Source organism: Staphylococcus roterodami (genome assembly GCA_022493055.1).
GTDB classification, from domain to species: Bacteria; Bacillota; Bacilli; order Staphylococcales; family Staphylococcaceae; genus Staphylococcus; species Staphylococcus singaporensis.
In genome coordinates this window covers 600638-614795 of sequence record CP092781.1, presented here as the reverse complement: position 1 = coordinate 614795, position 14158 = coordinate 600638, and the positions used below count along the sequence as shown (strand labels likewise).

The 14158-nt window shown below is 32.2% G+C and carries 16 protein-coding genes; 3 read left to right on the top strand and 13 right to left on the bottom strand.

The window, feature by feature from the left end; genetic code table 11:
* Positions 1-4 precede the first annotated feature (4 nt).
* A complete protein-coding gene (locus tag ML436_02935; GenBank protein UMT78698.1) occupies positions 5-457 on the top strand; it encodes a threonine/serine exporter family protein in 453 nt (150 codons plus the stop codon).
* A gap of 107 nt (positions 458-564) precedes the next feature.
* On the opposite strand, the gene ML436_02930 is transcribed toward ML436_02935, so the two are convergent.
* From ML436_02930 to ML436_02915, 4 genes are all read right to left on the bottom strand, one after another.
* A complete protein-coding gene (locus tag ML436_02930; GenBank protein ID UMT78697.1) occupies positions 565-2049 on the bottom strand; it encodes an APC family permease in 1485 nt (494 codons plus the stop codon).
* Positions 2050-2169: 120 nt separating this feature from the next.
* A complete protein-coding gene (locus tag ML436_02925) occupies positions 2170-2538 on the bottom strand; it encodes a DUF423 domain-containing protein (GenBank protein UMT78696.1) in 369 nt (122 codons plus the stop codon).
* A 132-nt stretch (positions 2539-2670) separates the two neighbouring features.
* Positions 2671-3045: a YwdI family protein gene (locus ML436_02920; protein ID UMT79481.1), complete on the bottom strand. Its 375-nt coding sequence runs from the start codon at positions 3043-3045 to the stop codon at positions 2671-2673.
* Positions 3046-3702 (bottom strand): uracil-DNA glycosylase, encoded by a 657-nt coding sequence (locus tag ML436_02915; protein ID UMT78695.1) that lies wholly within the window; start codon positions 3700-3702, stop codon positions 3046-3048.
* Positions 3703-3885: 183 nt separating this feature from the next.
* On the opposite strand from ML436_02915, the gene thiD reads away from it, so the two are divergent.
* On the top strand, positions 3886-4716 hold the full coding sequence (gene thiD / locus ML436_02910) for a bifunctional hydroxymethylpyrimidine kinase/phosphomethylpyrimidine kinase (protein ID UMT78694.1): 831 nt from the start codon (positions 3886-3888) through the stop codon (positions 4714-4716).
* Between the two features lie 505 nt (positions 4717-5221).
* Positions 5222-5389 carry a C1q-binding complement inhibitor VraX gene (gene vraX, locus ML436_02905; GenBank protein ID UMT78693.1) on the top strand — a complete coding sequence of 56 codons (168 nt, stop codon included), beginning with the start codon at positions 5222-5224 and terminating at the stop codon, positions 5387-5389.
* A 202-nt stretch (positions 5390-5591) separates the two neighbouring features.
* Here vraX and ML436_02900 read toward each other — a convergent pair whose 3' ends face one another.
* From ML436_02900 to nagB, 9 genes are all read right to left on the bottom strand, one after another.
* Positions 5592-5858 carry a hypothetical protein gene (locus ML436_02900; GenBank protein UMT78692.1) on the bottom strand — a complete coding sequence of 89 codons (267 nt, stop codon included), beginning with the start codon at positions 5856-5858 and terminating at the stop codon, positions 5592-5594.
* Positions 5848-6225: a protein VraC gene (locus ML436_02895; protein ID UMT78691.1), complete on the bottom strand. Its 378-nt coding sequence runs from the start codon at positions 6223-6225 to the stop codon at positions 5848-5850. Before ML436_02895 ends, ML436_02900 begins: the two co-directional genes overlap by 11 nt.
* Entirely contained in the window at positions 6200-7339 is a 1140-nt protein-coding gene (locus tag ML436_02890; protein UMT78690.1) for a thiolase family protein, read from the bottom strand. Before ML436_02890 ends, ML436_02895 begins: the two co-directional genes overlap by 26 nt.
* A complete protein-coding gene (locus ML436_02885) occupies positions 7340-8716 on the bottom strand; it encodes an AMP-binding protein (protein ID UMT79480.1) in 1377 nt (458 codons plus the stop codon).
* 550 nt (positions 8717-9266) lie between these two features.
* Positions 9267-10667 carry an MFS transporter gene (locus ML436_02880; protein UMT78689.1) on the bottom strand — a complete coding sequence of 467 codons (1401 nt, stop codon included), beginning with the start codon at positions 10665-10667 and terminating at the stop codon, positions 9267-9269.
* 500 nt (positions 10668-11167) lie between these two features.
* Complete coding sequence (locus ML436_02875) at positions 11168-11815, bottom strand: HAD family hydrolase (protein ID UMT78688.1); 648 nt, start codon at positions 11813-11815, stop codon at positions 11168-11170.
* A gap of 112 nt (positions 11816-11927) precedes the next feature.
* A complete protein-coding gene (gene hxlB / locus ML436_02870) occupies positions 11928-12476 on the bottom strand; it encodes a 6-phospho-3-hexuloisomerase (GenBank protein UMT78687.1) in 549 nt (182 codons plus the stop codon).
* Position 12477: 1 nt separating this feature from the next.
* Positions 12478-13110, bottom strand: coding sequence for a 3-hexulose-6-phosphate synthase (gene hxlA, locus ML436_02865; protein ID UMT78686.1), 633 nt, complete (start codon positions 13108-13110; stop codon positions 12478-12480).
* 75 nt (positions 13111-13185) lie between these two features.
* The gene (nagB, locus tag ML436_02860) at positions 13186-13944 is read right to left on the bottom strand and encodes a glucosamine-6-phosphate deaminase (GenBank protein ID UMT78685.1); all 759 of its coding nucleotides are present in this window, start codon (positions 13942-13944) and stop codon (positions 13186-13188) included.
* Positions 13945-14158 lie beyond the last annotated feature (214 nt).

Here is a 14158-nt window from a genome sequence, read left to right as displayed (position 1 = left end):
GACTATGTTTTGGATATTAAACTTTATCTTTAGCTTTTTAGCATCAACGTTTTTCTGTGTCATATTCGATGCACCTAGAAAATTATATTTATCTTGTGGCTTCGTTGGTACGTGTGGATGGATGGTTTATATACTGTTTTTCAATGGTTTAAATGTACACACAATATATTCTAGTTTCTTTGGCAGTTTAGCATTAGGCTTGTTAAGTCATTATATGGCTCGCAAACAAAAAGAACCTGCCATCATTTTTATGGTAACTGGTATCATTCCATTAGTACCTGGTGGTTTAGCATACGATGCTACAAAAAATTTAGTCTTATTAAATTTCAGCACAGCAATTAATACAATGTTAGAAGTAACGCTTATTGCAGGCGCCATTGCACTAGGCTTATTATTTGCAGACCAAATTTCTAAATTAATTGTTTCAGGCTTTGTAAAATCTTTTAAACGGTTATAGATTGTTTTTTTCACTGGCTCCATCTCGACTTAAATACCAATTTTTACAATACAAAAAATCGCACGATACGCCTCCAAATTAAGAAGGTATATTGTGCGATTCTTTTATTATTTAGTTGTTTCTTTTTCAGGTTCTTCAATCATATGATCAACTTCATTTTCACTTTTATTTAAAATTAAACGGCTCAATTCATCATTATCCATATTTTTCAACTTAGGATATCGAATTATAAAGAATATCAATCCAATGATTAACCATCCAATCAAAGCAATATAAGATGGTGCCGTCAATGCAGCTGGTGATCCTGGCACTAATAACAATGCTAAGAAAATAAATGATACGACTGAGCCAATAATAGCAAATGTTTTATATACAGGAGCATACGTATTACTTTGTTTGTTATAACTAAATAATTTAGCCGCAGACAAACATGTAATAAAGTAAGCAATTGATACGCCTGTAGAAGACATATTAACTATCCATGTCAATGCCGTTCTTCCTAACCAAGGTGCAATTAATGACACCCCTACTAAGAAAATGATTGCAACATAAGGCGTTTTGTATTTACTATGTAATTTACTAAACATTGTTGGCATAATACCTGAACGCCCCATTGAAAATAGCAAACGACTTGAACTCATTAAGAAACCATTTAAACCTGTAAAGATACCCATCATTATTGCAATGGCTAGTATACCTAAACCAATATAACCAAATGCTGTTTGTGTAACTGCACCCGTTAACCATAATTGTCCATTTAAACTTTGGTGACTTGTTGATAACCAACCTGTATAAAGAATCATAATAACATACGTTAATGATGCTGCCAGTAAACTATACACAATAAGTTTAAATGTCTTATTCGGTGCAAAGTTAAACTCTTCCGCTGTTTGAGGTATATTATCAAATCCAACATACGCCCATGGAGCGACTGATACAATAACAATTATAGATACAAACCATCCTTTGCTAGGTTCAGCTAAAGGCTTTAAATTTTCAAGAGCAAAATTATTACCGAAGAATGAACCAAAGAACATTAATAATACAACGATAACCATTGCTACACAGAAGTAATATTGTAATGATCCAGATACACTCGCACCACGAATTGTCACAAGCATAAATACAAGTAACAACACAGTAGCAATAATGATTTCCGTGATATAAACGTCCCAACCTGCAATAGTGTATAATTTCCCGTTATTTAAGACGTCTGGCAATAAGAATTTAACTAATAAACTGAATGCGGTCGCATTTAAAGCAACTACACAGACATAACCAAAAGTTAAAAACCATGATGAGAAGAAACTCACATATCTGCCAAAACTTAAGAAACTAAAGGCAAATGCGCCCCCTGATACTGGAAATCTTTCTACTAATGCGCCATAACTTACCGCAATTAATATCATTAACAATGCACCAATAATAATACCAATTGATGCTGCAATCGGACCTGATTGCTTAATCCAGTCTCCTGGTAAGATGAATGCGCCCCATCCGATACATGAACCATATGCAATAGCCCATACAAATTTTTCAGATAGGTTTTGTTTTAAATCGCCTCTATCTATTTGCTTATTCTTTTTTTCCATAAATAAAAACTCACCTCGAAGGTATTCTATACCCAAAAGATGAGTTTGTAACTCTTTTTCTTGATTATTTTTATTTAAAATTTAATGTTTAGTTACATAGGTAATCTAAAATTTTAAAATTTAACCAGCAAATTTAAATGTCGCAATGATAAGCATGATCCATCCAACGATGAATAGCACACCACCAATCGGTGTAATTGCACCTAATATTTTAATTTGTGTTAATACTAAAATGTATAATGAACCACTAAAGAAAATAATACCGGCAAATATTAACCAACCTGCCCAATTAACATTGATAGATGTTGTGCCACTAATCACACCTAAAATCAATAATGCTAACCCATGATACATTTGGTATGTTGTTGCTTTTTCCCATACTGATAAATAGTGGTCACTTACTTTACCTTGTAAACCATGTGCACCGAATGCACCTGTTCCAACTGCCATCATAGCATTTAATGCACCTAAAATAATAAATAATTTCATAGTTACCTCTCCTTAAATAATTCAGTAATAAGTTAATACTGAAGTCACAACATTTGGATAAATCTACATGTCGCTTGATTAATATCATTCAGAATTAAAGATGTTTAAATTATTGTAGTTTATTGTTATCCTTTAAAAATCAAATATGGATTCACCATTGCCAATGTCATCATCTGTCACCAATCTTTGCTGTTGAGTAGTAGTTTGTGTATACTGCTTACTTTGGGATTGTTGTGTACTCACCTTACCACCCATCGCTTCAATTTCAGCAGCAGTTACTTGATGCGTTGGTTGTGTTCTTTGTGATTGCGACACTTGATTTTGGTTGGCAGAACGATAATTCAATGGTCGTTCACCAATATATGATGTATTTGATGTTGCCGCATACAAAGATGTTAATATATGTATGGCATACATATGTTTTTCGAAGGCATGTTCATTTTGCGCCTGCTCAGCTTGTACTAGTTCTTGCTCAATTTTTGTAATTAACGTTTCTTTATTCACAATCTATGCCTCACTTTCGCACCAATTAATTGGTGATTTGCCTACTGATTCAAGATACGCATTCGCTTTTGAGTATGGTTTTGATCCAAAGAATCCTCTATATGCAGACAGTGGACTAGGATGCACTGATTTTATAATACAATGTTTAGATGTATCGATAAGCTTTATTTTTTGCTGTGCAGGTTTCCCCCATAAAATAAATACTACATGTTCCTTATAATCAGAGACAGCTTTAATAATTTCGTCAGTAAATGTTTCCCAGCCAATATCACGATGAGAATTTGCTTCCCCCTGTCTTACGGTTAAAACTGTATTTAATAACAAGACACCTTCTCTTGCCCAATCTTGTAAATGTGGTGTTTGTCTAACACATCCAATATCATCTGCTAATTCTTTATACATATTACGTAAAGATGGTGGGAATTTTGCGTTAGGTTGCACTGAAAATGCTAATCCATGTGCTTGGTTTGGACCATGATACGGGTCTTGTCCTAATATAACAACTTTGATATTTTCAAATGGTGTTAAATCAAATGCTTGATAGATGTTTTCCCTATCAGGATAAACAATTGATGTCGAATATTCTTTTTCTAAAAAATCATGCATAGCTTTAAAATCATGCTTTGTTGTTATGTCATGAAAAATTTGCGACCATTCCATTCTATCTCACCTCAGGACATATTTTAACATATCCAACTTATCTAAAGTGAATGACATTTTCAAAAGTTACAATAGTATGTATGATTCATTTGAACAATCATCAAATATTGAAGGTTTAATATTTTTCAAATAGATTAAAAATGATATGATGAATACAATATTATAATGTAGGAGTGAAGCTCAATGGCTTTAAAGAAAGTTTTAACAATCGCCGGTTCTGACACAAGTGCTGGCGCAGGTATGCAGGCAGATTTAAAAACATTTCAAGAATTAGATACGTATGGCATGGTCGCTTTAACTGCCATCGTTACTATGGATAAAGATACGTGGTCACATGATGTTACACCATTACCAATGGATGTATTTGAAAAGCAACTTGAAACGGCTTTATCAATTGGTCCTGATGCAATCAAAACGGGAATGCTTGGTACAGAAGAAATTATTAAACGTGCTGGAGAAGTATACGAAGCATCTACTGCTAAATACTTTGTAGTAGATCCTGTTATGGTTTGTAAAGGCGAGGATGAGGTTCTTAATCCTGGAAATACTGATGCGATGATTAAATACTTACTTCCTAAAGCAACAGTAGTTACACCAAACCTATTCGAGGCAGGTCAGTTATCAGGATTAGGTAAATTAAGTTCAATCGAAGACATGAAGAAAGCTGCGAAAATTATCTTTGATAAAGGTGCACAACATGTCATTATTAAGGGTGGCAAAGCATTAGATCAAGATAAATCGTATGACTTATATTTTGATGGCAAAACATATTATCAACTTACAACAGATATGTTCCAACAAAGTTATAATCATGGCGCTGGTTGTACATTTGCTGCAGCAACAACTGCATATTTAGCTAATGGTAAAACACCAAAAGAAGCTGTGATCAGCGCGAAAGCATTTGTCGCTTCGGCTATTAAAAATGGTTGGAAGATGAATGACTTTGTAGGACCTGTTGATCATGGTGCATACAATCGCATTGAACATATTGACGTTGAAGTAACAGAAGTTTAACGATTAGGCGGTTCTTCTATAAATCAACATTATTAGCCACACCACTTAAATTGGGTATGAACTCAATTTATGTGATGTGGTTATTTTTTTATAATCATCACGCTCTGTATATAATTTGAATTTGAAAGTAACATATAAGCGTTATTAGCTTTTATTGAAAATTTCATACATATCGAACAATACATACAAATATTTCCTATACATCTGCACCCATGACTATATACACTTTATTTTCAAGATGAACTTCAACTCATCTATATGCTCAATACCTCTATCATTATCATTCTTTTGTGATAGATGCCTCTCCAATCATATATGTTATATTTCCCAAATGACTGCCAGGCGACTCTATAAATATATATTTATTTGGAACTTTTATACATAAATAGTCCTAGTAAAAAATACGTTCTATGTCTGATTAAAAGTTGATACTTAAGATTGATGTGATACATATAAATGTTATTTATAATATGACTATAGAGTAGCAAAGGAGGTAATATAGGTTATGATTATTTATCGACAGTATCACCATGAAGGTGCACCAGTGTATGAAATTATAACCAAAACATTTCAGCATGTTTCTATTAAATGTGACGATTCATTTAGTGATACTGAAATTTTTAAATTGCTCTCTTTATTACAAGACGATATAGATCATATGAAAGTTAGTTAAATTGACTAATCGTTCCAATAATCCAGAATTTATTAAACATTTCATAAAGTTGTTATTATTATTTTCAAACTAATGCATCCCCGTGCAACAGAAATACCTTAACCTATATTTATCTCTGATTACAATAATAATAACAATACATAACTGATATTAGCTGTCCTTTCATCTCCTAATTAATATGCGTTCATGCAGCTAATATCGGTTATTTTTTGTTCGTTATAATTTTAATTTTAATCTCTCCATCGTCATTAATTGCTATAATGTCTTGCTCGTTTTGTTCCATGAATTCGATATTTTCATTTATTAAAATCGGTTTAATATAATTAATTTGACATTGGTTCGCCTCTAACGACATAGTCATCAGCATCATTTGACCCACTAATTGCCCTGGCACAATCTCATTATGTATTGGATTGTCATCATTTACGAGTGTTAAATATTCGTTTACCCACGCTTGATTAAATCTCATTTTGATTCATCACCTTAATAAAAGTTTGTGTAATCTTTATGACATGTTGATCATTTTTAATTAAAGTTAAAGCCATTTTATAACGAGTAATATTGCGAATCTTCTGGCATTCTATATCTTCAAGAGTTGCGACATAAGTCGTATCAACTTCTATTTTCTCCGTTTGATCAATTGCTGTTTTTGTTAAAATCAGTTCACTATTTGCATATTGTTTAAATATCTCAAACTTAGGCCATAATGATGCGCACATCAATGGTGGTACTTCTTTTATAAAATATTGATTAAAACATTGATAATATGCAGTCACACTATCCTTAGTAAATGCCACGTTTAATCTTTGGCTAGAATCTGACAAATAATGCTGCATTGCCTAAACCTCCTCCAATTCCCATTGAAGCAATCAACGTATCTTTTTCATACATATAAAACAAACGTGTCACCAATTGCGCACCACTTGCGCCATAAGGATGTCCTGTCGCTAGTGCACCACCCCAAATATTTAATTGACTATTTTTAATATTTAATGCTTGTTGGCAAGCAACGACTTGTGCACTAAATGCTTCGTTTATTTCAATAGCATCAATATCTTCAATGTTTAATTGATTTCTTTTTAATAATTGGGAAATTGCTGGAACTGGACCGATACCAGGTAATGTAGAATCAACACCTATCGTCACACTATCCTTAAATAATAATCCATGCTTGAACCCCAATGCATTCGCAATATCTTTTTCCATTATAAGTAATAACACTGCTCCATCGTTTTTCATACAACTATTCGCAGCTGTAACTGTTCCATCTTTTATAATTGGCTTAAATCTATGGTAATTTTCTCTAAGTATATGTGATTTTATGCTTTCATCTGTATCGACTATTTTTCCTTTTACTGTCAAAGGTAGTATTTCCTGAGAAATATTTTTATTTTGCACATTTTCCTCAGTAAGTTGATGACTTCGAAATGCAAAGTCATCTTGTAATTCTCTGGTTACACCATAAGCTTTTGCCACATTTTCTGCGCCTTCAATCATCGAAGGGTCGCTCAATTCTGGTGCAAAAGATGCACGTTCATAAAATTCTGGTAGCGACGTCTCGTATACAGATTGTGGACGTTTAATTTTCCATGGTGCTCTACTCGTGCTTTCTACACCACCTGCAATATATATTTTACCAGCACCAGCTTGAATCATTCGACATGCATATTGAATACTTTCAAGACCAGAGCCACATTGACGATCAATTGTCACACCAGGTATCGATTCTTGCAGACCCGCTTCAAGTAATGCCTTTCTAGCAATATTACCACCATTGCCTACAACATTTCCTAAAATGACATCATCAATTTTAGTTATTACCTCTGGATATTGCTTTTTATAATATTGGAATAATGGCTTAAGTAATTGCTCAGGTTCTAAATGTTTTAAAGTCCCACCATACTTACCAAATGCTGTTCGTTTGGCTGCAACTATAACTGCTTGTCTCATTTATATCTCACCTCTTAAATACATCGACGTCATTTTCTCTCTTGCGATTTTACCACTTGCTGTATAATGCATCTTTTCTACACGGTAAATAATTGAAGGTATTTCATAACGTTTCACTTTATTACTCAGAAAGTGTTTCACATCTTTGTACATGAGATTATTATCACCTGTATATAGTAAAACAGCAATTTGACCAAATTGCTCATGTGGTACGCCGATCATCATTACTTCATCAATTTTATCCCATTGTTTTAACGCATGCTCAACACTTGATGGGTATACGTTATAACCTCCAATTATGATCATGTCATGTTTCCGCCCTGTTAAGTACAAATATTGTTCATTTACAAAGCCGATATCACCTGTAATTATCCATTCATTTTCATTTAAACATTTATCTCCGACATAACCACTAAATGTCATATTACTTTTCACACATATTTGTCCTACACCATTTTGATCACGATTTAATGTTTTCAATTCAACATTCGGAAATAATATACCTACAGATTCCAATGGTGCTTCTTGATTAAAGTTATAACTTATAAAACTTGTTTCTGATGTCCCAAAAAATTCAATTAAATTTATATCAGGCGCCTTATCTTTAAGTTTTTGAAAAACAGTTGAGTGTAGTTTATCGCCACTGCTAAAAATCGATTGAATTGCATACTTAGAATTGAATAAAGACACTAAAGACTTAATCATTGTTGGTACCATGAACAAGGCACTTTTATATAAATTATTATCTAAACATTGCTTAAGTAATTGTTTAGGATTAAATGTCGTCTGACCTATGAAAGACCGTCCTGTACTTAACGCATAGATTAATGCATAAAGTGTTAATGAATGTGCAAGTGGTCCAGGTGCTACAATTGCATTTTCTCCACGCTTCATTAACATTTCATTTACCTCAAATGAAGCTATCCAAGAATTTTCATCACGATAATAAGCTTTTGGTAATCCGGTTGTCCCAGAAGTAAAGCCAATGTGCAACAAATTTTGATGGCGCTTTAATTGAGATGTATCTATAAATGACGGTGAATCTATCTTCGGTATGAGACCATTATTTCCAATAACATCTTTAATCTTATATTTTTCAAATAATTGATGATGAATCGTACTTTGCCATTTAGGTTCTACCATCATAGGGATTCTATGTAAACGATGCAAAGCTAGGTAATATACGATAGTTTGAATTGGTGATGTAATATTTAATGCCACTACTGTGTCTAATGATAGTGATTTTAATGATTCAACAACCGTCGAAACTTTATCTTCTAATTGTTGATATGTTAATGTTCGGTCATCTATATGAATGGCTATGTCATTGGGTTTATTTTGTATATGAGTTTTCAACTTTTTTAGTATTTGATTCATCATTATACCTCGCTCATTGTAAACTTTAACGATATATTCGTTAACATTATATAATGGATTCGCTTTTTTATCAGTCATTCTACATTCATCAGTTTATCAAACTTAAGCCCTAGATAAATTTGATACTGAGGTACCATGTTTTTCAATAGCTAACGAGTTATTATATGAATATAGAGAAAATAAGTTATGGCAATCGCAATAACTGACACAAATAAGTCACCCAATCTATTTAAATTTGTGTTCTCTATAAAGCTAATATTGAAGGTTAGAGTCTCAATATTAATTGCGTTGGACAAAATACTCTAAGACATATTTACATCCTAACATTTCAATAGCAAAGAGAATTTTAAGTATTCAAAGCTAAACATATGCTTTAAGTCCCCTCTTCTCCCATTGTGATAATCATTGCAATGGGGGTTTCTATATATACACAAACTTTGTTTCCATAGTTACACTTCCAATTTAAAAAGCACTTTAAAGTTAGCAAAATTTACTAGCTTTAAAGTGCTTATATAATATACGTTTGATTTATACTTATTTGTTAAAATGTCTAATCTTTTCTTTCTTTAATCCACCATAACGCTTCTTTAGGATGTTCAGCATAATACGCTCTATCTTTTTCATTATCTACATTAGGATAAGAACCTTTAAGTGATTTCCCTGCTGTACTTAAATGTAAAAACGTAATTACTAAAAAGCCAATTAAGCTAACTGCAGTTAAATAATATGCTGGTGCCAGTGGATTCCCTGTTTCAGCTACTAACCATGAAGCTACTAATGGCGTTGTACCACCAAATATAGAAACAGAGACATTAAATGTAACTGATAATGTACGATATCTTATATGACTGTAAAACATCGTTGGTAGTGATCCAGGCATTGTTGCTTCATATGTTGATAAGAAGAAACCTAAAATAAATATTCCAATTACTATAACAATAAATGATTGTGAATGTAATAATACGAATGCAATAATGCTAAATACTGTCAATCCGCCAGTACCGATAAGAAATACTTTCTTTTCGCCTATTTTATCGGCTATCTTACCAAACATTAATGCTAATGGAATCATTATTGCCATTACACATGTGATTAATACACTAGTAGTAGTGGCATCTAATTTGATGACTTGTTCTAAATAAGTTGGCAAGTATGCAGTTACCATGTAATTCGTAACGTTGAAGAACACGACTGCTATAAAACATACAAATATGTCTTTGTAATAAAATCTAATAATTTGTAAAAAGTTAATGTTATCTCTTTCTGGTTGAGTTGCAACATCATTTTCAAATACTGGAGATTCTTCTAATCTACGACGTAAATATAACCCAAATAGTCCTAAGAATAATCCTAATAGGAATGGAATTCTCCAACCAAATGATGCCATTTGCTCATCAGTTAAAAAGAATGTCAATAATGCAATCATAATTGAAGCTGCAATATAACCTGATAGTGTTCCGATTTCAAGACCACTTCCTAATGCATTACGATGTTTATCAGGTGATGACTCTGCGACATATGTCATTGCGCCTGCATATTCCCCACCAGTTGAAAAACCTTGTAATACTCTAGCAAGTAATAACAATATTGGAGCCCAAAGTCCAATTTGATCATAACTTGGCAATAAACCAATAGTTAATGTTGAAAATGCCATTAAAATAATTGTTGATGTTAATACAACTTTACGTCCATATTTGTCACCAATAATACCGAATACGACACCACCAATTGGTCTTAATAAAAATGCAATTGCTAATGCTGCAAATGTAAGTATTTGTCGAATATCTTGACTTTCCACTGGAGAAAAGAAATTCGCCCCTATGTACGCAGTTGTATATGCATATACACCAAAGTCGAACCATTCCATTGCATTCCCAATACCGGTCGCAACAACAGTCTTTTTGGCTTTCTTTGCATCCACCATGTTAATATTCTCTTTATTAAAATCCATGAATTCATACACTCCCTCTTGTATGTTTCATAATTATACGGAGTTAATTAGTTTTGTCAAATTTATACAAATTCAAACTTTTATATAAATACAAAATTGTGTTTGACAAAAACTTTCGTTTTAGGAAAATAAATACAACTATTTTATACCCATAACTATTTGAATCAAACTATTATAATTCATAAATTACTGAATCTTTAACATTTTCAACTTATAACTAAAAATAGCGATAGCATACAACTACGTAATAGTCATATACTATCGCCATAATTTAACTGTTTTGAAATGATTTCAATAAATCTAATATGTTTTTGATACTGGTTATTCTGCTAAAATTCACTATAGTTAGTCTGTTACTAAAACATTGACTAATATTATTAAACATTCAAAATTATTTATAAATATTTATTTAGACAGTCAAGAACACACAATGATAAATCTACTTATTTGGCTAATAATTTCTTTAATTTTCAGCTCAAAAACACTTCATTTTATACGTTTTATAGTACTGTATTTATTTCTGATGGATCATTGATAATAAAGTCAGGATTCGAATGTAGTAATGACCTTGCATCATGTGCACCCCATGTCACTGCTGCCGATTGTACACCAGCTCGTTGTCCCATCTCAACATCAAATGTTGAATCTCCAATGTAAACTGTATGTTGGCTATTTAAATTATAGCGTTGCAAAATCGTATGTATGCCTTCAGGATCCGGTTTATATTTACTTACTTGATCAGAACCAACAGCTTCAGTAATTAAATGATTTAATCCAATTACCGATAAATTTCTTTCAAGTACATCACTTTTTTTACTAGATACTACGAAAAGCTTTTTCCCTTGGTTATGTAAACTTGTAATAGCCTCTGTAATTCCTGCAAATTCATAGATATAGTCTTTTTCTATTGCTTTATATGTATTTCTAAATGTTTCAATTAACTTTGTCAAAGAAGTCTCATCTAATTGATTATCTGCTAATTTTAAAAATGATTCTTCAATTGGTAATCCCATATAATGTGTGATGTCTTTTGATGATGGTTCCGATAATCCGCATGCTTTAAATGCTCTTTGCGTAGCTATTTCCCCGCATTTTTTCGTATCTGCTAATGTGCCATCGAAATCAAAAATATAATTATCAAACTTCACTATTAACACCCCTATTCGTTTATTAATATTATTATACTATAATTTTATATTTAAATAAAAAAATAATCGATAATATTATCATATACCCATAATATTATCGACTATCATTTATTTATTCTAAATTAGCATGATTTTGTTGCATCGTTTGTTCTGACACATCCATCTCAGTCATCAACCCCATCACGACAGTATCCAAAAATAATTGTGATGCTTGTTCAAATAAACTTCCTAATGGTTGTGCTGAACCTTTTTCGTCGTATTTCATTCCTGCTGGCAAAACAACATTAGAGTTTGATAATTTACCAATTGCAGAATCCTTTTTCGTAGTGATTAATATAATATTAGCACCTACAGATTTTGCTTTGTCAGCTAGTAATCTCAAATGTTCTGTTGAACCTGAACCTGAAATGATTACGAATAAATCATCACGTTTAATTGCAGGTGTCGTTGATTCACCAACTACATGTGCTAGTTTACCTAATTGATTTAAACGCATTGCAAAGCTATTTGCTACGAAGCCAGAACGGCCTTTACCAGCAACAAAAATTTGCTTTGCCTTAACAACTTGATTAGCAAATCTGGAAAATTCATCCGTCTCCACATGAGAAAGTGTTGTCGTTAATTCATCAAGAATTAATTGATAATTACTAAAAGTAGCCATATTATTTACCTTCTATAGCCGCTCGACATTGTTTTGCTGCTTCAACTGGATCGTCTGCATTTGCAATTCCACCACCAACAATTACAAGGTCTGGATTTTCAGCAACAATCGTTTTAATTGTATCTGGTTTAATACCACCAGCTACTGCAACTTTTGAATTTTTAATTACTGATTTAACTGTTCTTAAACTTTCCAAAGGTGATTGTCCTTCAGCTTGTAAATCATAACCAGTGTGTACTGCAATATAGTCAGCGCCCATTTCATCTAGTTCTTTTGCACGTTTTTCCAAGTCTTGAACAGCAATCATATCAACAAGTAATTGTTTATTATTTTTATGAGCTTCTTCAATGGCTGCTTTAATTGACGCATCTTCTGCAACTCCAAGAATTGTAATTACATCTGCACCAAATTTAATTGCTTGGCTTACTTCGTAATCAGCTGCATCCATAATTTTCATATCAGCTAATACTTTTACATTACTAATGTTGTCTGCCATATGTTTGACTGCTGGCAAACCTTCGTTATAAATAATAGGTGTACCGATTTCTACAATGTCTACATAATCTTTAACTTTATTTGCTAATTCAGCCGCTTCTTCTTTGTTTAATAAATCAATTGCTAATTGTAGTTCCACTATAAATCATCCTTCCAATGCTTTTTTCTTTCTATTGGAAACTTTCCCGAGGCATTTCTTAATTAAACATTGCAATCAATTCATTTCATCTACATGAATTTTCGCAATATTTTTAGGACAAGCTTCGTCATCTAAATATATCTCAACATTCGGGTGTTTGTGAAGTAATGTGGCTGGTACATCAATAGAAATTTCTTGATTTAATAAATGTGTAATAGCTGCGCGTTTCTTTTCACCAAATGCAAGTAAAATGATGCGTTTTGCTTGAAGTATATTTTTAAGTCCCATCGAAATAGCTTGTTTCGGAACATCATTTTCATTTTCAAAATACCGACTATTAGCCTTAATCGTGCTTTCAGTTAAGTCAACAATATGCGTAATACTATCAAATGGTGTCCCTGGTTCATTAAAGCCGATATGTCCATTTTCACCAATTCCTAAAATTTGAATATCACGTTTACCATGTTGTGCTAAAAGTTCATTGTATCTTGACGCTTCAGCATTCATATCATTCGCATCACCATTTGGAATATGTATGTGCTTCTTATTAAAATATGGATATTGTTTAAAAAGCATACAATCCATATAATAGTGATAACTTTGAGGATGCGCTGAGGATAAACCTACATATTCATCTAAATTAAATGTAGTTACATGATCTACATTGAGTTGATTTTTATTTAATAGTTTAACAAGTTGATGATATAAAGCTGTCATTGTTCCACCCGTTGCTAATCCGAGTGTACATTCTTGATTAAAAGCCATTTCTTTATATAATTCACATGCAACATAGAATGATGCTTGTTCTTTTGATCCTAAGTTTAATACTTTCATTGTTTACATGCCTCCACAAATTTAATACATTTTAAAAACTTATGAATTCATTCATACACCATTAATATAGCATCATTTTTAATGTTTAACACTTTTTAAATTCCAACAATTTATTTGATTTTTAAAAGGAAGAATAATGAAATTTTGCACCTGTTCATATGAATTATTTATCTCCTATCGAAAATAAATTTCCAAATAATTGAGCAATCGTATA

Bases quoted from the DNA above. Each gene is read 5' to 3' on its own strand.
- ML436_02925 (UMT78696.1), bottom strand. From the start codon at position 2,538: ATGAAATTATTTATTATTTTAGGTGCATTAAATGCTATGATGGCAGTT.
- vraX (UMT78693.1), top strand. From the start codon at position 5,222: ATGATTATTTATCGACAGTATCACCATGAAGGTGCACCAGTGTATGAA.
- hxlB (UMT78687.1), bottom strand. From the start codon at position 12,476: ATGGCTACTTTTAGTAATTATCAATTAATTCTTGATGAATTAACGACA.
- ML436_02890 (UMT78690.1), bottom strand. From the start codon at position 7,339: ATGAGACAAGCAGTTATAGTTGCAGCCAAACGAACAGCATTTGGTAAG.
- ML436_02880 (UMT78689.1), bottom strand. From the start codon at position 10,667: ATGGATTTTAATAAAGAGAATATTAACATGGTGGATGCAAAGAAAGCC.
- ML436_02930 (UMT78697.1), bottom strand. From the start codon at position 2,049: ATGGAAAAAAAGAATAAGCAAATAGATAGAGGCGATTTAAAACAAAAC.
- ML436_02895 (UMT78691.1), bottom strand. From the start codon at position 6,225: ATGCAGCATTATTTGTCAGATTCTAGCCAAAGATTAAACGTGGCATTT.
- nagB (UMT78685.1), bottom strand. From the start codon at position 13,944: ATGAAAGTATTAAACTTAGGATCAAAAGAACAAGCATCATTCTATGTT.
- ML436_02935 (UMT78698.1), top strand. From the start codon at position 5: ATGTTTTGGATATTAAACTTTATCTTTAGCTTTTTAGCATCAACGTTT.
- ML436_02885 (UMT79480.1), bottom strand. From the start codon at position 8,716: ATGAATCAAATACTAAAAAAGTTGAAAACTCATATACAAAATAAACCC.
- ML436_02915 (UMT78695.1), bottom strand. From the start codon at position 3,702: ATGGAATGGTCGCAAATTTTTCATGACATAACAACAAAGCATGATTTT.
- ML436_02900 (UMT78692.1), bottom strand. From the start codon at position 5,858: ATGAGATTTAATCAAGCGTGGGTAAACGAATATTTAACACTCGTAAAT.
- thiD (UMT78694.1), top strand. From the start codon at position 3,886: ATGGCTTTAAAGAAAGTTTTAACAATCGCCGGTTCTGACACAAGTGCT.